Genomic DNA, 18023 nt, shown 5'->3' with positions numbered 1-18023 from the left:
TATTGCGTTGATATATAAGTTATCGGTGCCTAAGCTTTCGCCTCATCCCACGGAAGAAGCGCCCTCAGATGAGGTTCTCGCCCAGGTTCTTGCCGCCGAGGACATGCATGTGGAAGTGCATGACGGTCTGACCGGCGTTGACGCCCTTGTTGGAGATGACGCGGAAACCGTCCTCCAAGCCCTTGGCCTTAGCGACCTCCTGGATGGCGTGAGCCATGGCGCCCATGGTCTCGGCAGGTACGTTGTCGGCGATGTCGCTGTAGTGCTTCTTGGGAATCACGAGGGTGTGGACCGGCGCCTGGGGGTTGAGGTCGTCGAAGGCGATGACCTGATCGTCCTCGTAAACGACGGTCGAGGGGATCTCATGATTGGCAATTTTGCAGAAGATGCAATCACACATGGTTGGTTCCTTTCTCACAGACCAAGGTAGTCTTTTTGGGACGGGGCTTTTTTGACTACCCTTGCGCGACGGCTCGCCAGGTGCCTGCGCTTGCGAAAAAGTAGTCAAAAAAGCCCCGTCCCAAAAAGACTACCCCAAAGTAGGCTGCGAGGTGGTTAGAACGAGAGGTTGTCGTCGGTGTTGGCGGCTTCGCCGTCGGCGAGCACGTCGTTGCCGTCGACGTCCTTCAGGAGCACCGAGACCTTCTGCTCGGCATCGGACAAGCGGGTACGCAGGCTCTTGAGGAGCTCGACGCCGCGGGTATAGCTCTCGAGCGACTCCTCGAGCTCCATGTCGCCCGATTCCAGGCTGCGGATGATGAGCTCCAGCTCCTGCGAGGCCTGCTTGTACGTAAGCTGCTCGACCGGGGTCTTCTCTGCCATATCTGTTTCCTTTCCTAAGGGTCTATCACTGTGAAACGAGGTCTACTCGACCGCGTTGACGGTTGCTGCCACGTTGCCGTCCGCCATGCGCACGCGAATAGCGTCGCCCGGCTTAAAGGTCTTGGCGCTCGTAGCCACACCGTCCTCGCTGTACGCGATGGAGTAACCGCGGGCAAGCACCTTGAGCGGCGACAAGGCATCGAGCGACGCAGCAGCTCGGCCCAGGTCGGACGCGGGCTTGCTGAACATCGTGCGCCCCTGATGCTCCAGACGGGAGCTCGCAAGCGTGAGCGCATGGCGCTTGCCATCGAGCCCCGAGGTGCTTGCGATCAAGCGCTCGGGCAGACGCTCAAAGTTGGAGCGGAAGGCCCCAACCGAACGCGTTACAGCGCCGGACAGACGATCGGCAGTCAGGGCAAGCTCGGACTCGCGACGCTCGACCATAAATGTTGGATCGTTGAGGCACGGGCGGCACGCGGCCGCATCGAGCGCGTCGCCCAGACGAGCTGTATAGGTGTCCCAGGCACGGCGACCGCGCTGGTCGAGCATTTCCAGATCGACCTGATCCGACCCGATCATCGAAGCCATCGCGGCGCCCAGACGCTGATGGCGCGTCTCAAGCACGTCGGCCAACTCCGTCATAGCCGGCGCCACCGATTCGGCCGCCGCCGTGGGCGTGGAGGCGCGGCGATCGCTCACCATGTCGCAGATCGAGGTATCGGGCTCATGGCCAATGCCGGTCACCACGGGCACAGGACAAGCCGCCACCGCGCGGGCAAGCTCCTCGTCATTAAAGGTCATGAGGTCCTCGAAGGAACCGCCGCCGCGCACCAGCAAAATGCAATCGGGCGCCGGCGTAATGGAAGCGGCGCGACGCAAACCCTCAATGAGCTCTGCCGGCGCACCCTCGCCTTGAACCTTGGCACCCACGCAAACGAGCTCGACGAGTGGGTTGCGACGACGCAATGTGCGCTTGACGTCATCGATTACGGCACCCGAAAGCGAGGTGACGACCGCCACACGCGAGCAGAACACCGGGATGCGGCGCTTGCGCGCTTCGTCCATCAGGCCCTCGCGGCTCAGCTTTTCGGCCAGTTGTGCCACTTGTTGACGCAGCAGACCCTCCCCCGCCAGCGAAAACGAGCGGGCGACAAAACTCATGCGGCCCGTGGGCTTATAGAGATTGAAGCTACCCTTAAAGCTCACCTGCATGCCGTCGCGCAGATCGAACGTGCGCTTGAGATAGGCACCCTTCCAAATGATGCAGTCAACGGCGGCCGAATCGTCCTTAATCTGGAAGTAGCAGTGGCCGCTTCGGGCATTGGGGCCACGGAAGCCCGTGACCTCGCCCAAGACACTCAGCTGCGGAATAGCATCGAGTGCACCGGCGGCGATCTCCACCGCCTGGCTCACGCTGAGTTCCTTGCGCTCCTGATCGTCCGAGCCGTCAAACTCGGCGGAAACAGCATTGCCGGTTAGATTCCAGCCTGCCACGCAGCCTCCTTTCGTTATCGTGCACAAAGGCTCCAGCCCTGCGCAAATTCAAGTCCAACACATAGTACAGCGCCGCGGGGACACAAATCCCCGCGGCGCCTGTCAAGCCAATTTGTTATCGGTTGGAGTTTCTGTTGTAGCGAGCCATCAGGTAGAGCAGCTGAATGATCGAGGTGAGCGCTGCGGCCACATAGGTAAGCGCGGCTGCCGTCAGGACCTTCTTGGCACCGTTGACCTGCTTGGAACTCATGCCCGACTGCTCGATATACGCCACGGCGCGGCGACTGGCATCAATCTCGACCGGCAGCGTAACCAGCTGGAACAACACACTAAACGAGAAGAAGATCAGCGCGAGGGTCGTGAGTCCCGCGATGTTCATAAACAGGCCCAAGAGCAACACGATGGTCCAGGTGTTCTGGGTAAAGTTGACGACCGGGACCAGGGCAGTGCGCACCTTCATCATGGCATAGCCGCTTTGGCGCTGGGCGGCGTGGCCCGCCTCGTGGCAGGCGACGGCAACGCTTGCGACCGATCCGCCCGAACGGTTGGCATCCGAGAGATACAGGTTGTTATCCTGCGGGTTGTAATGGTCGGTGAGCTCACCGGCGACGCCCTTGATACCCACGGCATTGCAACCGCTGGCGTCGAGCATGCGGCGCGCGACCGCAGCGCCCGTGTCGCCGTCCGAGCGAACCTTGGACCAGGTTTTATACGTCGAGTTGATATAGCTCTGCGCGGCAAGACCGAGCACCGTACAAACAAGGACGACCAGCAGGTACAGCGGGTCGATGCCAAAGCCATAACCATAGTAATAGGGCATGCGAATTCCTCCGAATCGAGTTACACGTTGGAGGCATTCTACCCACTCGCCCAGCCAACGAGACAGCATCGATGTATTGGCAATGTCAGCGAAAACGGCCGAGAGCGAGCAAGGTGACGTGAAAGAGAAGCGACGCGTACTTTGGTACGCGAGCGACGATTGAACGTCAGATTGCCACTCTCGGCTGTTTGCAGCGTCGAGCTGTTACGCGGTTTGGTAAAACCGCGTAACCATATACCTACAGGAGCTCGATTTTGCCGTCCTTCACCGTCAACCCCATGTTGCCCGAGAGCAGATCGTCCAGGCGCGAGCCCACAAGCTCAAAGCGCCAACCTTCGCGCAAAGGGCTCTGCTCGGGATGCTCAATATAGTCGGCTAGGTCATCGCGCGAGGCAATGACCGAGGTCGCCACGCCCGAACGCTCGGCAACCAGGCGAATGAGCGCGTACATGAGATCCGTCACGCTCTCCAGCTCCGGAGAGATCTGGCGATGTCCGCGCACCATGAGCGGCAGGCGATCGTGCGGGCAGCTCGCGCCGCGCTTAATGGCCATGAGCGCGCCGTCCACATCGCGCTCCCCCAGTTGATCGGTGCCGCGGATGCTGCGGAACTCCTCAACGCGCACAGGATTGCGCTTGACGAGCGCCAGCAGCGTGTCGTCGGACATGACCCACTTGCGCGGGATGTTGCGGCGCTCGGCGCGGTCCTCGCGCCAGGCGGCAAGCTCGCGCGCAATGCCCAGCTGATGGCGGCTACACGAGTTGATGCGCTTGACCTTGCGGAATGCCTCATGCCGGTCGGCGCGGTAGTGCGACTCGTCTGCCAGCGGGCGCAACTCGTCGAGCACCCAGTCCACGCGGCCAAGCTCGCGCAGGCGGCTCATCATCTCGGTATAGGCGACGATCAGATACTTGACGTCATCGATCGCGTACTCAATCTGCTTATCGCTCAGCGGGCGGCGCGACCAATCGGTCAGCGACTCGGTCTTGGGCAGCGATACGCCGCAGAACGTCTGAACGAGCGCGCCGTAGGAAATCTGCTGGCGCTCGCCCAAAAAGGCGGCGGCGACCTGTGTGTCAAAAATCGGTCGCGGCAGCGCGCCCACGGTGTGGAGCATGACCTCCATATCCTGCGAGCAGGCGTGGAAGACCTTGACCACGCTCTCGTCGGCCATAAGCTCGGCCAGCGGCGATAAGTCGTCGATCACCAACGGATCGACCGCGACGCTCTCGGCAGGGGTGGCAATCTGAACCAGGCACAGGCGCGGATGAAACGTGCGCTCGCGCAAAAACTCGGTATCGACGGCAATCGCATCGAACTCACGAGCGCGCTGACAAAAGTCGAGTAGAGCCTGATGTGTGGAAATGTACATATCAACCCATCGAATAAGGTTAGGCCCGAAAAACACGGGTAGGATATCGGCATTGCCCTACAACTATACTCGGTTAGTCACAGAACGGGAACGTAAGTATGCGCTGCCTTATCATCCACAACCCGGCATCGGGTCCCAGCTCCGATGAAATCTACGCATTCACGCACGCTCTTGCGCAGGGCGGCGACGAGGTCGTAATGCGCTTTATCGGCGATGGCATGGAGCCCGAGGACGCGGTAGCGGACGTTCGTGAGTTCGACCGCGTAGTCGTTTCGGGCGGCGACGGCACCGTCTCCAACGTGCTCGACCAGATGCGCGGGTGCGGTGTCCCTACGCTCATCTTCCCCTCCGGCACGGCCTGCCTGTTCTTTAACAACATCGGTAATGCCCCCGAGGCGGCGGCGCTTGCCAAGGCTTGCCGCGCCGGCCGCACGGTCAAGGTGGACATGGGTGAGCTCTTTTGGATCGACGAGAACGGTAACGAGAAGCGCCACGGCTTTATCATCATCGCCGGCTCGGGCTTCGACGCCGAGATCATGATGAAGGCCGCCCCCACCAAAAACGACATTGGCGAGATCGCCTACTTCCTCTCCGCGCTCGCCACGCCCAACCCCACGGTGGCGCACTTTACCATTGAACACGACGGCATGGTCGAGGAGCTCGACGGCATCTGCTGCATGGCGGGCAATACCTCAGTCATCCAAAACGACATCAACCTGTTCCCCAACTGCCGCATGAACGACGGCATGGTCGACATCGTCGTTATTGAACCCGTGCGCACGGTGCAGCTGCTCCCCACGGTGATCACCGCCGCGCTCGACCCCGCCGGCAAGGTGCTCGGCCGCCCGCAGTTTAAGATTATCCAGACCAAGGAAGCCAAGATTACCTGCACGCCGTCGCTGGGCATGCAGTTCGATGGCGAGATCATCTCCAGCAACTCCGGTGTCTTTGGCGCCCGCGCGCTTCCGCAATGCCTCGACCTCATCGTCGACGAATTCTCACCACTCGGAAAATAGGAGAACCCCGTGAACGACAACCCTATCCTTGGCTTTATCGTCATCGTTCTGGCCCTGCTCGTGGGCTACGCCATCAACCTGATTCACCGCCGAAAGAAGTAAATCCACATTGGTATGATATTCATCCAATCACCGAGGAGAAGTCCAAGGGCAACAACATGGCCGCCATGGGTGTTGGCGCCATCATCATCGGTGTCTGTGGCTTCGTGATCTATCGTCGCAAGAAGGCCTAAGAACCCCACACCTTAAGGCGCGGGCGGGATGGCCAAGGTCGCCCCCCGCTCAGCCCGCCCCTTCGACCGGCGGGAAACGTCGCTGAAATCTTTCAAAAAAGATTCCCCGCAAACACTTTGCTGTGCTATAGTGCAACGCAACAGAAACAAGGTGCGACTGCGCCATGGCATCACGAAAGGAGCCACCAAGATGAAGAACGCGATGAAGTCCCTCAACAACTGGTGGTGGCGTGATGCGAATACGATCGGTCGACAGTGAGTCCCTCACGCCTGTTTTTGCGCTCTAGGTGATTGAAAGGCCTCCGGTTTCGACCGGGGGCCTTTTTCTATCTCGAGCCCGATCGCATTCGCATCACGCGCCTCCGCTTTTCCCTTGCACTCCCCTTCCGAAAGGATTTTCAACATGTCTCAGAACACCACCGCCCAGCCCCGCACCGCCCAGACCACTGACCGCGGCAAACTCGACCTCAAGGCACTCACTCTCTATGCCATCCTCCTCGCCGCCGGTTTCGTCCTCAACATGACCGTCTCCAAGTTCTTTAGCGGCCTCACCGGAGGCTTCCTCTCGCCCGAGTTCATCATCGCGGCTTTCTGCCTCGAGATTCTCATCGTCAAGCCCAACATCGGCCAATCCGCGATTATCGGCCTCCTCGCCGGCGTGGTAATCCAAATCACCGCCTCCGTCAAGGGCCCCGACCTGATCGCCGAGCCTGTCGCCGCCATGGTCATGGCTCTGCTCGTCTCCGTGCTCGCCGACTCCAAGGTCAAGGGCCTGCTCCCGCTCGTCAGCACCTTTGTTGTCACCTTCATCTCCGGCATGATCTACGCGGCGATCTTCTCCTTTGGCGTCATGAACAACCCGGCTTTCATGGGCGTCATGGCTCCTGTCGTCGCCGCCACCGGTGTTGCCAACGCCATCATCGTGACCGCCCTCTACATCCCCATCAAGAAGGCCCTCAAGCTCAACGACTAAGTAGCCGACAAGCCACACGCAGGCACCGCCGTCTTCAACGCCATCCTGGTCCAGGCCCTCAGCGTTCCGCTCAAGAAGGTCTTCTCCAAGTAGTAATACTTGCTACCATGTAGACCGCCGGTCGTTTTGCGGCCGGTGCTCTTTTACGATAGAAAGGCCCCCATGAGCTCCAGCAATACCATCATCAAGCTCGATGACGTCTCATTTTCCTATGGGCACGAGGCGCAGAATGCCCTCGATCACGTCTCACTCGCCATCGAAAAGGGTGAGTTTGTGGGCGTCATCGGCCCCTCAGGCGCCGGCAAATCGACGCTTGCCGCCGTTATGAGCGGAGCCATCCCCCACCATTACACCGGCCAGCTCTTTGGAGCCACGCTCGTCGATGACCGCGACACCTGCGAGATCACCCTCACGGATATCTCGCGCGTGGTGGGAAGCGTGCTGCAGGACATCGATGCCCAGATGGTTGCGCCCATCGTTGAAGACGAGATGCTCTTTGGCCTCGAGAACTTTGGCATACCGCACGATCAAATCGAGGAGCGCATCAGCCAGACGCTGACGACCGTCGGCATTAGCGACCTGCGCCACCGCGAGATTGCCACGCTTTCGGGCGGGCAGAAGCAGAAAGTCGCAATCGCCGCGATCATCGCCATGGCGCCCAACGTGCTCGTGCTCGACGAGCCCACGGCAGCGCTCGACCCGGCAAGCTCCACGCTCGTTTTTGACACGCTGCGCCAGATCAACCGCGAACACGGTATCACCGTGGTTGTTATCGAGCAGAAGGTCGCGCTGTTGTCGAAATACTGCAGCCGCGTCCTCGTCATGGCAGACGGCAAGCTCGCGTTTGACGGCGAACCTCACCAGGTCTTTGCCCACGCAAGCGAGCTGCGCCAGATGGGCGTCGACAGTCCCCGCGTCGCGCGCATCGCGAACAGCCTGGCAGAAGTGGGTCTGTTGCCGAGCGATCAGGCGCCCTGCCTCAATGTTTCCGAAGCGCACCAGCTTATCTCGTCCTTACTTGCGGATGCAACGAGCAAGGACGCGCCCGCCGATGTGCCCGAGACCTCTCCCCATATCCCGGCGGTCCCCCGCGGCGTCAATCAGGAGCCAGTAGTCGAACTCACCGATGTGACCTTTGCCTACCCCCATGGCGGTGCCTCGGTCAGCAACCTCAACATGTGCGTCTATCCCGGCGAGCTCGTAGGCATCATCGGCCAGAACGGTGCTGGCAAGACCACGCTCACCAAGCTGTTGAACGGCCTTCTACATCCAGCGTCGGGAACCGTGCGTATGGCGGGGATGAACACCGCCGACGTCCCCACCAGCGCGATCGCTGCAAAATGCGCGACGCTGTTCCAGAACCCCGACCGCCAGCTCTGCCGCGACACCGTACTCGACGAGGTTGCCTTTGGTCTTGAACTGCACGGTGTCGGCACCGACGAGGCCCGCCAGCGTGCACGGGTGGCGGCGGAGCGCTTTGGGCTCCCCTTGGACGAATCGCCGTTCTCGCTTTCGCGCGGACAGCGACAGATGGTCGCCCTAGCGTCCGTGGTTGTGCTCGACCCACAGGTGGTTCTGCTCGATGAGCCCACGAGCGGCCTTGATTACCGCGAGTGCATGACCGTGATGGAGACGGTGAGCGAGATGGCCGAGCGCGGCTGCGCCGTGATCATGGTGTGCCACGACATGGAGGTCGTCTCGGACTTTGCCCAGCGCCTGGTAGTCATGGCAGACGGACGCATCCTCGAGCGCGGCGACGCGAACCGGATCTTCGCCGACGATGCCCTCATGCGCGCCGCCTACGTGGAGCCACCGCAGGTTGTGGCCCTGTCCAAAGAACTCGCGCGCGACGTTTCGCCCCGATTCGCCGGAATCAGTCAGGTCTCCGATCTGGTCGACCTGGTAAAGGAGATGCTCAAGCATGACTAACGTGATCGACTACGTGCCCGGAGACTCACTGCTGCACCGGCTGAACCCCGTGACCAAGCTAGCCCTGGCCGCGGCTATTATCTTGGCGACCTTCCTCGGCGACACTTATGTGCTCCTGATCGCCCTGCTTGTGCTGACTTTTATCTTGGGCATCTACGCCAAATCGGCCGCAGGCCTCGTCTCGCTCGTCAAGCTCATGGTGCCGCTCTCACTAATCATGCTGGTCCTGCAGACCGCCTTTATCCGCACCGGAGCCCCCATCTTTGCCTGGATTACCACAGATGGTCTTATCACCGGCACCAAGGCGGCGCTTCGCCTGCTCGGCGTGGCGCTGCCGCTCATCCTCATGCTCACCATCACGCAGCTCGGCGATCTCGCTAACGCTTGCGTGGAGGTGCTGCACGTGCCGTACCGCTATGCGTTCACGTTTACCACGGCACTGCGCTTTGTACCGGTCTTTAGCCAGGAGATGAACGCCATCATGGAGGCGCAGACCGCACGCGGCGTTGAATACGACACCAAGAACCCCCTCAAGAAGATCCAGCTCATGCTACCGCTCTGCGTGCCGCTGCTGGTGAGCTCCGTGGGCAAGACCGATGCCACTGCCCTGGCGGCCGAGCAACGTGGCTTTTATCTGCGTACGCGCGCGAGCTCGTACAAGCGCTATCCCATTAAGGGCATGGACATTGCCATACTTATTGCCAGCATTGCCCTCATCGTCCTCGGATTCTTGTTCTAACCTGCCAAAAAGGGACAGGTTTATTTTGGTCGGTTTTATATGGGCAAATGTCAGTCTCGTCCTTTAAGCTCCAGCACCAAGCAGCAACCGCAAAATGCAAAAGGCCCCGGCTCGCATTAAACGAGCCGAGGCCTTTACTGTTTTCCCAGATAAAACCTACCAAAATAAACCTGTCCCTTTTTGGCAGGTCGAGAGCTACAGGCGGTAGGGGGCGCCGCTGCGGATGATGGATTCGCGTACCAAAACGTCCATGGCGTCGAGGGTGATCTCGGGCATCTCGCGATACTTTTGCAGCACCGAAAGCTCCGTGCAGGCCAGAATGACGCGGTCGCAGCCGCTGCGGGCAAACTCCCACATCACTCGGTCAAACTTATCCATATCGGGCTCGCGTCCTGCCTTCACGTCATCGTAAATCAGCGACATCACATCGGCCTGGCGCTTCTCGCTGAGATAAACGACTTCGACGCCCGCCGCCTCGCACTCGCGACCGTAGACGCCGGCACCCACGGTGCCATCGGTACCCATGATGCCGATCTTGCGCACCGGCTCGGCCGGCATGCTCAAGTTGGGGTCGAACTCACACTCCCCCATCACCACGCCGGCAAGCGCATAGCGCACCGACTCGCGCGGCATATGGATGATGGGGACCGAGGTAAACGACTGAATCTGATCGTAGAAGTAGTGTGACGTGTTGCAGGGAATGGCAATGTGCGCGCAGCCCAGCGTCTCGAGCGCCTGCGCACATTCCTTCATGGTCGCCAGCAGCTCGGTATGGTCGCCGGTCTTAATGGCCAGCGTGCGGTCGGGCATGGTCGACTTAGAGAGCACCACCATGTCGATATGTTCCTGATCGCGGGCGGCCGCCGTGTGACGCACCACCTGGTCGTAGTAATACGACGTGGCCTCGGCGCCCATACCGCCGATAACTCCCAGCTTTTCCATCGCCGCCTCCTTGGTGACGCTCGCACCATTGCGCGTATCATACCCGCGCCCGTCCGATACAAACCGGGCGGGCGCGACGTTCATCCTATTTGTAATACGTCTTAAACAGCTTAAAGTGACGCAGCTTGGTGTGCCACATGCGCAGCCAGCGGTTAAAGACAAAGTCGCCCTTCATAAACGAGGGGTCGGCGGCCTTACCCTCCTTGACCAGGCGATGCGCCTTAGCGCGCAGCTCGGGATCCTTGACGTATTTATCGACCACGCCCATGGGGACAACCATCCACAGTGCCTCGTTCTGCGCCGTCACAAACTCGGGCTCAAACGGGCGGTTGTACACATACTCGTCCACTACGTACTTGGCAACGTTAAAGCCACTGTTGGTGACGTAGTAGTTACTGCGGCCCTGGCGAGTGTTGAAGTCGAAGAACTTAAACGAACCGTCGCGCTCGTCGTATTTGACGTCAAAGTTGGAGAAGCCCGTAAACTTGAGGTCCTCGAGCAACTTGCGCACGCCGCCCATGAGCTCGTCATTGGGCTCGGTGATGATGCAGGCGTGGTTGCCAACGCCGTGAGGCTGGTGCTCCTCGAGCAGCACGTGGCCCAGGCACATCATGCGCACCTTGCCGTTACGGTCGGAATAGCTGGTAAGCACGCGCATGTACTCGTCGTTGCCGGGCACGCGATCCTGCAGGATCAGATCATCGGTGTAGCCACTCGCATATACATCGCGAATGACCTGCTCCAGCTCGGCGCGATCGGCGATCTCGTAGGCCTTCTTCTGGCCCTCGAACTCATGCTCCCACCACATGATGCCGTCGGAAGGCTTCAGGATCATCGGGAAGGGAAAATCGATCTGGTCGAGCACCTCGGCAGGAGCCTCGCCCTGGGCGTTGAGCATGGCCATGGTAAAGGTAAACGTATGCGGATAGGGAACACCGTGTTTCTCGCACAGCTCGTAGAAGATTTCCTTCTTCTGGCACTGTTCGAGCATGCTGTAGGGCGCATAGGGCGCGATGACGTTTGAGGCAAGCTCGCCGGCATCCTGAGCCTGTGCGGCAAGCGCGACATAGTTGTCGCCGCAGCCCATGAGAATAATCTTCTTATCGGGATTGGCCTGCGCGACACCGTTAATGGTCTCGATCATGACCGGCATGGTGTCGATATCAACATTGGGCGTGTAGTCGATAATCTGGCTGCGGTACGCAGGACCGGTCTGGTACTTGCCAAAGACCAGGCTCTTGACCTGATACTCCTCGTAAAAGGCGCGCGCCACCGAATAGGCGTTGATGTCGCCACCGAGCAGCACGGGGATAAACTCGCGCTCTGTAAACTGCAATGCCATGGAAACTTCCTATCTAGAACTGCCCACGACGGGCGGTCTTTATGCAACCTGTTTATTTTAGCGTGCCGGACCGTTTCCTCCTAAAGCTCCACTGTATCTATGACAATCAACGCAATTATCCAGCATGAAGGCCGCACTCACCGCCGTATGACAAACGGCAATGAACCCACCGTTGTTGTAGGGTTCAGCATATTGATACCCCCGAGTGAAAGGCGCACGCGTGCTCCAGGACCTTCCAACCGATAACCCCATCCTCGATGCCGCAAAACGCGAGTTGGCGCCGCGCGCGCAAGCGACTGCTCCTCTGCGCACCGCAAACGACGCTTACGACGGTGCCGCCTACATCACCTCCATCGATACATCGGCGCACAAAGGCACGCGCAAGACGCCCGTCGCCGGCGGACACGATACCGCCATCGAGCAGTTTGGCCTCGTCTCCGATGCCCACGCCGGGGACAACATCAGGGTAATCAAACTCGGCGACGGCACCTGTTCGTTCACCCCCGCCCAGGCGCTCAACGAAGTAGGGCAAGCTCGCCGCAATGGGACCTTATAGCCACAAACCCCAACGTTGAGATAGCCTTCACAGTCCAAAGCCCGTCCCAAACAGGCCCCCGTAACGTTAAAGTTGAACTCTATGGTTTCTCAACAATTCGATATAACTGCAGGTCAAAGCCAAAGTCTCAAGTTCAACTTGACCCTTTAAAACCTTTAAGGTTCAAGTTGAGGTCGAAAGCAGTAGTAGAATACCTGAGGAACAATAACCTACGATTGATTGCAGAGGGACTGGATGCAGCATTCGAATCATCGCACCGCAGCGCTCATCGCGTCGAAGCCGGCTCGTATCATCACGAGCGCCGCGCTCGCCGTTGCGTTGACGGCCACGCCGATGCTCTCCCCCGTCGCGGCGTATGCCGCCTCGCAGGCAACGCAGGATCAGCTTGCCGCCGCCCAGCAGAAGATCGAAGCCGCCACGAGCGCCTACAACGATGCCCGCACCAAGCTCGGCGATCTGCAGAAGCAGATTGACGCCAACGAGGCAAGTATCGAAAAGATCGAGGCGAAGCTTCCCGATCAGCAGGAAAAGGCATGCACCGCCATGCGCGATCTGTACAAGTACCAGAAGGGCACCAACCCCATCGTGAGCTTCCTGGTCAACGCACAGAGCCTGGGTGAGTTCATCACGACCTGCAAATACACCAACCAGATCACAAGCTCGAGCGTCGACGAGATCGAAGAGCTCAATAACATGCAAACCGAACTCGAGCAGAACAAGGCCGAGCTCCAGCAGGCCAAGTCTCAGCTTGAGGCAGAGCAGAAAAACGCCGAGGATGCGCTGGCGCAGGCCCAGCGGCTCCGCAGCGAGGCACAGGCAAAAGCCGAGCAGGAAAATGCCGCCGAGCTTGCCAAGCTTGAGGCCGATAAGGCCGCTGCCGCCGAGAAGCTCTCGGGCGAGGGCGTGAGCGGCAGCAATTCCAGCAGCCAGGCCACCAACGCCAACACCACCATCGACACCACGGTGAACAACGCCAACACCGGTAGTTCCGATTACGATTCGTTCATTAATGAGTGGACGAGCCGCATCGACAATTACCTCGCCGGCTCCCCTATGGCAGGCCAGGGCTATAACTTTGCCGTCGCCGCTTGGAATACCGGCGTCGACCCCCGTTGGTCCCCCGCCATCGCCTGCATCGAGAGCACCAAGGGTGCTTATTGCGCCAATTCTTACAACGCCTGGGGCTGGAGTGCACGTGGCGGCGGTTGGCGCAGCTTTGGCAGCTGGAGCGAGGGCATCTTCGCTCACGTTGCCTATCTGGGCGCCAACTACGGCTCCACCCTTACCCCGGCTGCGGCCAAAAAGTACTGCCCACCCACGTGGCAGGACTGGTACAACAAAGTCGCCGCTCAGATGAACCGCATCTAAGTGCAACTGCAAAGGGCCCCAATGGGGCCCTTTTCTTTTAGGTAGCGGAGGTATCGACGACGCCGGTCGCATTGGCAACCGCGACTATGACGATCATGCATAGGAGCAGCACACCCAATGCCTTGAGCCAGAGTTTCGCGAGCTTCTTGCCGCGATAGCTGTCGAGCAGTGCGAATCGCCGACGAAGACGGCGCTTATCGAGCAGCGCAAAATGCGTAAGCGCCATAAGGCCATCGACAAAGAAAAAATACTCGATTATGAGAAGCCACGTCGGGTAGCTTTGGTTTGCTCCCGTGGGTTGAAAGACGGCAAAGTGACTTCCGGCAAAGAACACAAGCAGCGAGAAGCAGACGAGCGTATTCCAAATGCGCCCCAGGGACTCCGGAACGCGAGAGAGCAGACCGCATGCAGCGGAGGTGGCAGGCCTAGGAAGCCTTGCGGGGTTCTGGAGCCCTTGGGGCGTCAACAACGTCTCCGAGGCCGGAGTACGGACAGGCGCAGGCGCAGGAGGCCGCACGGGGCGACTCAGATCGTATGCCGCGCGCGTCGCCCGTCCCAATGCTTCCGCACTCGCAAAACGCTTGGCCGGATCGAGCGCCATCGCCATGCAAACGACATCGGCAAGTGGAGTGGGAATGCCGCGCACCTCGCATTGCTCGCGCATGTCGAGCCCTGGTTTAGGGTCGACTCCCGTCAAACAAAAGAACAGCAGGGCACCGAGCGCGTAGACGTCGCTTCGCACGCTCGTCTGCCCAAACCCATACTGCTCGGGCGGCGCATAGGGCCGTGTCCCAAACTTGACAGTATCGGCATCGGCGCCATCGCGCCACACGCGCGCGATCCCCAAGTCGATAATCACCATCGATGAAAACGTCAGGCCGTCATCAGGCGTATAGTTGGCACCTGTCACGATGATATTCGACGGCTTGAGGTCGCGATGGATCACCGGCGCCGAAGCCTCCCCCGCCATTGCAAAACCGGCATGGAGCTCGCCCACGGCGTCGCAAAGGACAGGATACAATTCACGCGCATAATCGGGAGCGGATCCCAGACGGTCCACCAGTGCCCCGAGTGTCTCCCCTTCTATGTATTCCATAACCACGTTGAGCTCGTCGCCCGCACGACGACAATCGACGATTCTGGGCAGGTGCTCAAAACGCCTGCCTGCCCGCTGAGCGGCAAACAGACGCTCGTATGCCCCGCCGATTTGAGCCGAAGCATCGATGCGTTTACGGACAAAGGGACCGAGCGAACCACCGCCGGTTCCTTCAAAGTACACGAGCTCGGTTGTTTCAACGGACGAGCGCTTAAGTACACGCTCCACGCGATAGCTGTCGTCGCGATCGAGCGACGCCAGGTGCTCGGCAAGCGCTGCGGTCAGCTCGTCATTGGAATATGTTGGGGTCTGAGTATCCATAGCCTCCATCATAGCGCAGGGCGCAGACACCCCATGGCATCCGCGCCCCGTTCGTTTACATCGTTGTTCGACAGCTCCGCCGGCTCAGATATCAGCGGCTAATTCACCGTCTCCTCGCCAAAGCGATACAGCTCCTCGTTGACCTTTTGGAGGCTGCACCCGCGATCGATGCAAAAGATGATAATCGCATCGCGGCGGTCCTTGCAGTTAAGGACGCTTACCCCGGCAGCCGTCAGCGCACGGTTGGTCTCTTTGAGCGTCAGCGCCATCGCGAAGGCAATCTGCAGCACCTTATTGCGACTCGGATGACGCGCACCGGTAAAGATCTGATAGCCAAAGGTCTCATTGAGATCGGCCATACGAACCACGCGCGAGCGCTCCAAGTCCTTTTCCTGCAGTAGCTGCTTCAGGTAATCCGAAAGCGACGGGGCGGCAAAGTCGTGCTCCCTGATATAGCCATCGATGTTCGGCGCATCGAGAAGCTCATTGAGCAACTCCTCGGTCAGCTTTTTATCGGGCATACGACTTCACCTCCCATCCGGCGCAACGGTAGCGACATGCTAGGCCAGCACCCAGCTTGCAGTGGCAGACTTATCAAACATGTTGGCAAAATACAGTGCCTTCTTGATATCGCCATCAAAGTAGATATTGCCCGCCACGGAGCCACCGGCGGAAAGGGTACCAGACTGCAGCTCATCGGAGCCCTCACTGTAGTAACCCTGATTCTGTTGGGCACCGTTGGCGTCCTCGCCCTTCCAGTCGTAGATATTGTAATCTGCGCCCTCATCGCCATTGTTGACGTACGTGACGTGAATGCCCGTCATGGTCGAACCGTCATAATTTGTAAGGCCGGGCTGGACGGAATCGACGACGACGGAAAGACCGGCAGCTGTGGTCACCGTCGTGCCAACCGCCAGGTCAGTCGTAGGCTGCTCTTCCTTCTTCGCCTCTTCCTTCTTGTCGCCATCGCCAGCGTCCTCGGTGACGGTCGCCTTATCGCTACCACAACCGGCAAGAAGACCGGCAGTCCCCAAGGCGACGGTGGCGAATGCGCCAAGTGCAGCGCGACGGCTCAGCAGCACTTCGTTTTCGAGCTTTTTCATTATGCATCCTTCCTACGATCCGGCTACCGCGCCGGTACACAGCACATCGTAGGAAGGATTAAACTTGAATTCATTAGCTGAGAGCTAAGGTTGCCATATAGAAGAGCATGAAGCGCGTGTCCATCGCCGATGACACCTCGAGGCTTACCAACATCGATTTGAACTACTGGTTCTACGCCTGCAGCGCCTTGCCTCGATTTCCGACATGGCGAACCTGCACGGCGTGGTCCATACGGACGACGACGCTCTCGAGCATGCCCTGCACGCTCGATGCTCGCACGAGCTCGACAGAATCCTGGTAGATGCGGGCTGAGAACCGCCCAAGGGTCGCATGGGCCCGACCACATTCAACAACCACAAGGCCATCGTGGGCGGCAATGACACGGCCTGCGGCTCAAAGCAGACGATGGGCGCGATACGCCGCGACGACGGCGAGGGGCAGGCGGGTTAGCTGACGGCTGGATGAGGCTTGGAACTGAACCAAATAGCACCCCTGACGGCTGCGCAGACGTCTTTCCTGCGCTGCTGCCGGGAATGAGTGCGCCGCCCCAGCGTTGCAGGCTAGGCGTTGGGCGTAATGGCGCGTAGCAAGAACCGGCCTACCCCTCATTGAGATATTGCCTTCGGTCGGCCATGTGCTTTCCGGCGAGGGAACTTCCATGACGCAGTCCGTCCGAAATCGTCTCTCGGAAATAGTCGTCTTTCTCATCGCAGAGATTCTCGAGCTCCACCACTCGCGATGCCAAACGGTCTGAGACCTCGCGCTCTATTACGAGATCGTCTGACAGCTGAGCGTTTTCTTCCGTCAGCCGAGTATTCTTTTCCAGCAGCTGATCTTTCTCATGCGAGTTGTTGGCAACGTAGGCGACAGCCCCAATGGCAGCCGCCCAGGCAATCCCCTTCTTATGTTCTTTGACGAATTGGACGGCTTTCGCTGCGCCCTCCTTAACGATATCGGGAATGGCTTCCACCTTTTCTCGGGTGGCCTGCATGAGAGGCTTCTTTTCCGCATCGTCAAGCTCAAGGTCGGTTTCCGTCAGCGTTGTCTTCACGCTCTCTTCCTGCTGCTCGTCCTTGAACTCGAACTCTTCCATTTCAGCCTCCATTCCTTCCTCTTTGGCGTATTTTACCCCGTGCTTTAGGCCGATTACTCAGTTGCCAGCTGATTTGTGACCACAGCGGATAATGCACTCGCAAGTTGACCTATGTCCTGCCAGGAGATCCAGTGGAGTCTATTGCAGTGACGCTCATCGGCGTCACTGCAACACCGATCGGAGTGGTCGAGTCCAACTCGCGCAGCCGCGCGGTTATGGAGCTCAAGATCGACGAGCTCACATCGAGCGAGCCTACAAACTCGAGCAGGAAATGGCCGTGGTCAGGCTCGACGTTGACGCGCTTTTGCGATGGGCTGGCATGGGGGCTGGCGATTGCGGCCTGCATCCCCGTGTTGCTGGCGGCGGTGCTCTCGCGCCAAACGCTTGCGCATTCGGATTGCTACACAACGAATGAAACTTGTTGATGCGGGGCGCGGTTCATTCAGGGTCCGCCCCCTCGCTTCATCCTCAAGAAGCTCGTCGAAGCCTACCCCACCGTTACGGATTCCCCGGTAAAGGCACTGATCATCAACAGGACAAAGAACACCAGGCAGCTGACACTCAGCGGGTACGCAATAATCAGGAAGACGACCCCCGCCGACATTGGTTTTACCGTCGGCACGGCGTTGCTCACGATTGCGGCAGAGCCAAATCGTCACGCCAATAGCCACGATCAACAGCAAACTGCCGCTGCCGCCAACCCGGCAAGCGCAAACATAACGCCAATGCTCACAGCAATAACCGGAAGCAACAACAAGCCGCATCCACACCAACCGGGACTATAAACGGCAGACTGTCGGCGT

At 59.5% G+C, this 18023-nt stretch carries 19 protein-coding genes; 8 read left to right on the top strand and 11 right to left on the bottom strand.

What is annotated here, in order from left to right:
• Positions 1-64 precede the first annotated feature (64 nt).
• The 5 genes from ACTNB2_RS00400 to rnd all read right to left on the bottom strand — a co-directional run bounded on the left by ACTNB2_RS00400 (position 65) and on the right by rnd (position 4508).
• Positions 65-400 carry a histidine triad nucleotide-binding protein gene (locus ACTNB2_RS00400; protein WP_035137921.1) on the bottom strand — a complete coding sequence of 112 codons (336 nt, stop codon included), beginning with the start codon at positions 398-400 and terminating at the stop codon, positions 65-67.
• A gap of 155 nt (positions 401-555) precedes the next feature.
• Positions 556-822 carry an exodeoxyribonuclease VII small subunit gene (gene xseB, locus ACTNB2_RS00395; protein ID WP_006234311.1) on the bottom strand — a complete coding sequence of 89 codons (267 nt, stop codon included), beginning with the start codon at positions 820-822 and terminating at the stop codon, positions 556-558.
• A 42-nt stretch (positions 823-864) separates the two neighbouring features.
• Positions 865-2316, bottom strand: coding sequence for an exodeoxyribonuclease VII large subunit (xseA, locus tag ACTNB2_RS00390; RefSeq protein WP_441040950.1), 1452 nt, complete (start codon positions 2314-2316; stop codon positions 865-867).
• 115 nt (positions 2317-2431) lie between these two features.
• Positions 2432-3136 (bottom strand): zinc metallopeptidase, encoded by a 705-nt coding sequence (locus ACTNB2_RS00385; RefSeq protein ID WP_441040951.1) that lies wholly within the window; start codon positions 3134-3136, stop codon positions 2432-2434.
• 238 nt (positions 3137-3374) lie between these two features.
• Complete coding sequence (rnd, locus tag ACTNB2_RS00380) at positions 3375-4508, bottom strand: ribonuclease D (protein ID WP_154517283.1); 1134 nt, start codon at positions 4506-4508, stop codon at positions 3375-3377.
• Positions 4509-4606: 98 nt separating this feature from the next.
• Here rnd and ACTNB2_RS00375 point away from each other — a divergent pair, with 98 nt between their 5' ends.
• The 5 genes from ACTNB2_RS00375 (at position 4607) to ACTNB2_RS00355 (ending at position 9398) form a co-directional block, all read left to right on the top strand.
• Positions 4607-5524, top strand: a complete 918-nt coding sequence (locus ACTNB2_RS00375; RefSeq protein WP_427727874.1) for a diacylglycerol/lipid kinase family protein — start codon at positions 4607-4609, stop codon at positions 5522-5524.
• A gap of 261 nt (positions 5525-5785) precedes the next feature.
• On the top strand, positions 5786-6016 hold the full coding sequence (locus ACTNB2_RS00370; protein WP_441015732.1) for a hypothetical protein: 231 nt from the start codon (positions 5786-5788) through the stop codon (positions 6014-6016).
• 144 nt (positions 6017-6160) lie between these two features.
• Positions 6161-6730, top strand: a complete 570-nt coding sequence (locus ACTNB2_RS00365) for a tryptophan transporter (protein ID WP_441040952.1) — start codon at positions 6161-6163, stop codon at positions 6728-6730.
• Positions 6731-6892: 162 nt separating this feature from the next.
• On the top strand, positions 6893-8659 hold the full coding sequence (locus ACTNB2_RS00360; protein WP_441031568.1) for an ABC transporter ATP-binding protein: 1767 nt from the start codon (positions 6893-6895) through the stop codon (positions 8657-8659).
• The gene (locus ACTNB2_RS00355; protein WP_441040954.1) at positions 8652-9398 is read left to right on the top strand and encodes an energy-coupling factor transporter transmembrane component T family protein; all 747 of its coding nucleotides are present in this window, start codon (positions 8652-8654) and stop codon (positions 9396-9398) included. The genes ACTNB2_RS00360 and ACTNB2_RS00355 overlap by 8 nt, the downstream gene beginning before the upstream one ends.
• Before the next feature lie 195 nt (positions 9399-9593).
• Here the strand turns inward: ACTNB2_RS00355 and ACTNB2_RS00350 are convergent, their stop codons facing one another.
• Positions 9594-10340 carry an aspartate/glutamate racemase family protein gene (locus tag ACTNB2_RS00350; RefSeq protein WP_441040956.1) on the bottom strand — a complete coding sequence of 249 codons (747 nt, stop codon included), beginning with the start codon at positions 10338-10340 and terminating at the stop codon, positions 9594-9596.
• A gap of 85 nt (positions 10341-10425) precedes the next feature.
• Positions 10426-11682 (bottom strand): ATP-grasp domain-containing protein, encoded by a 1257-nt coding sequence (locus ACTNB2_RS00345; RefSeq protein WP_427748222.1) that lies wholly within the window; start codon positions 11680-11682, stop codon positions 10426-10428.
• A gap of 220 nt (positions 11683-11902) precedes the next feature.
• On the opposite strand from ACTNB2_RS00345, the gene ACTNB2_RS00340 reads away from it, so the two are divergent.
• Together ACTNB2_RS00340 and ACTNB2_RS00335 are read left to right on the top strand one after the other, a co-directional pair.
• On the top strand, positions 11903-12238 hold the full coding sequence (locus ACTNB2_RS00340; protein WP_427727861.1) for a hypothetical protein: 336 nt from the start codon (positions 11903-11905) through the stop codon (positions 12236-12238).
• 234 nt (positions 12239-12472) lie between these two features.
• Positions 12473-13606 (top strand): coiled-coil domain-containing protein, encoded by a 1134-nt coding sequence (locus tag ACTNB2_RS00335; protein ID WP_441040957.1) that lies wholly within the window; start codon positions 12473-12475, stop codon positions 13604-13606.
• Positions 13607-13643: 37 nt separating this feature from the next.
• Here the strand turns inward: ACTNB2_RS00335 and ACTNB2_RS00330 are convergent, their stop codons facing one another.
• From ACTNB2_RS00330 to ACTNB2_RS00315, 4 genes are all read right to left on the bottom strand, one after another.
• Positions 13644-15023 (bottom strand): serine/threonine protein kinase, encoded by a 1380-nt coding sequence (locus tag ACTNB2_RS00330; protein ID WP_441040959.1) that lies wholly within the window; start codon positions 15021-15023, stop codon positions 13644-13646.
• Positions 15024-15121: 98 nt separating this feature from the next.
• The gene (locus ACTNB2_RS00325; protein WP_441031579.1) at positions 15122-15544 is read right to left on the bottom strand and encodes an XRE family transcriptional regulator; all 423 of its coding nucleotides are present in this window, start codon (positions 15542-15544) and stop codon (positions 15122-15124) included.
• A 39-nt stretch (positions 15545-15583) separates the two neighbouring features.
• Positions 15584-16126, bottom strand: coding sequence for a DUF4352 domain-containing protein (locus tag ACTNB2_RS00320; RefSeq protein WP_154517316.1), 543 nt, complete (start codon positions 16124-16126; stop codon positions 15584-15586).
• Positions 16127-16725: 599 nt separating this feature from the next.
• On the bottom strand, positions 16726-17220 hold the full coding sequence (locus ACTNB2_RS00315) for a hypothetical protein (RefSeq protein ID WP_427794864.1): 495 nt from the start codon (positions 17218-17220) through the stop codon (positions 16726-16728).
• Between the two features lie 131 nt (positions 17221-17351).
• Here ACTNB2_RS00315 and ACTNB2_RS00310 point away from each other — a divergent pair, with 131 nt between their 5' ends.
• Positions 17352-17645, top strand: a complete 294-nt coding sequence (locus ACTNB2_RS00310; RefSeq protein WP_427794863.1) for a hypothetical protein — start codon at positions 17352-17354, stop codon at positions 17643-17645.
• The last annotated feature ends 378 nt before the right edge of the window (positions 17646-18023 follow it).

Origin of the sequence: Collinsella sp. HCP28S3_G2 (assembly GCF_052065125.1) — a bacterium.
In the GTDB taxonomy this organism is placed as follows: domain Bacteria; phylum Actinomycetota; class Coriobacteriia; order Coriobacteriales; family Coriobacteriaceae; genus Collinsella.
This window is presented reverse-complemented; position numbering and strand designations above follow the sequence as displayed.

Bases quoted from the DNA above. Each gene is read 5' to 3' on its own strand.
- ACTNB2_RS00400 (WP_035137921.1), bottom strand. From the start codon at position 400: ATGTGTGATTGCATCTTCTGCAAAATTGCCAATCATGAGATCCCCTCG.
- xseB (WP_006234311.1), bottom strand. From the start codon at position 822: ATGGCAGAGAAGACCCCGGTCGAGCAGCTTACGTACAAGCAGGCCTCG.
- ACTNB2_RS00385 (WP_441040951.1), bottom strand. From the start codon at position 3,136: ATGCCCTATTACTATGGTTATGGCTTTGGCATCGACCCGCTGTACCTG.
- rnd (WP_154517283.1), bottom strand. From the start codon at position 4,508: ATGTACATTTCCACACATCAGGCTCTACTCGACTTTTGTCAGCGCGCT.
- ACTNB2_RS00375 (WP_427727874.1), top strand. From the start codon at position 4,607: ATGCGCTGCCTTATCATCCACAACCCGGCATCGGGTCCCAGCTCCGAT.
- ACTNB2_RS00370 (WP_441015732.1), top strand. From the start codon at position 5,786: ATGGCCAAGGTCGCCCCCCGCTCAGCCCGCCCCTTCGACCGGCGGGAA.
- ACTNB2_RS00365 (WP_441040952.1), top strand. From the start codon at position 6,161: ATGTCTCAGAACACCACCGCCCAGCCCCGCACCGCCCAGACCACTGAC.
- ACTNB2_RS00360 (WP_441031568.1), top strand. From the start codon at position 6,893: ATGAGCTCCAGCAATACCATCATCAAGCTCGATGACGTCTCATTTTCC.
- ACTNB2_RS00355 (WP_441040954.1), top strand. From the start codon at position 8,652: ATGACTAACGTGATCGACTACGTGCCCGGAGACTCACTGCTGCACCGG.
- ACTNB2_RS00350 (WP_441040956.1), bottom strand. From the start codon at position 10,340: ATGGAAAAGCTGGGAGTTATCGGCGGTATGGGCGCCGAGGCCACGTCG.
- ACTNB2_RS00345 (WP_427748222.1), bottom strand. From the start codon at position 11,682: ATGGCATTGCAGTTTACAGAGCGCGAGTTTATCCCCGTGCTGCTCGGT.
- ACTNB2_RS00335 (WP_441040957.1), top strand. From the start codon at position 12,473: ATGCAGCATTCGAATCATCGCACCGCAGCGCTCATCGCGTCGAAGCCG.
- ACTNB2_RS00330 (WP_441040959.1), bottom strand. From the start codon at position 15,023: ATGGATACTCAGACCCCAACATATTCCAATGACGAGCTGACCGCAGCG.
- ACTNB2_RS00325 (WP_441031579.1), bottom strand. From the start codon at position 15,544: ATGCCCGATAAAAAGCTGACCGAGGAGTTGCTCAATGAGCTTCTCGAT.
- ACTNB2_RS00320 (WP_154517316.1), bottom strand. From the start codon at position 16,126: ATGAAAAAGCTCGAAAACGAAGTGCTGCTGAGCCGTCGCGCTGCACTT.
- ACTNB2_RS00315 (WP_427794864.1), bottom strand. From the start codon at position 17,220: ATGGAAGAGTTCGAGTTCAAGGACGAGCAGCAGGAAGAGAGCGTGAAG.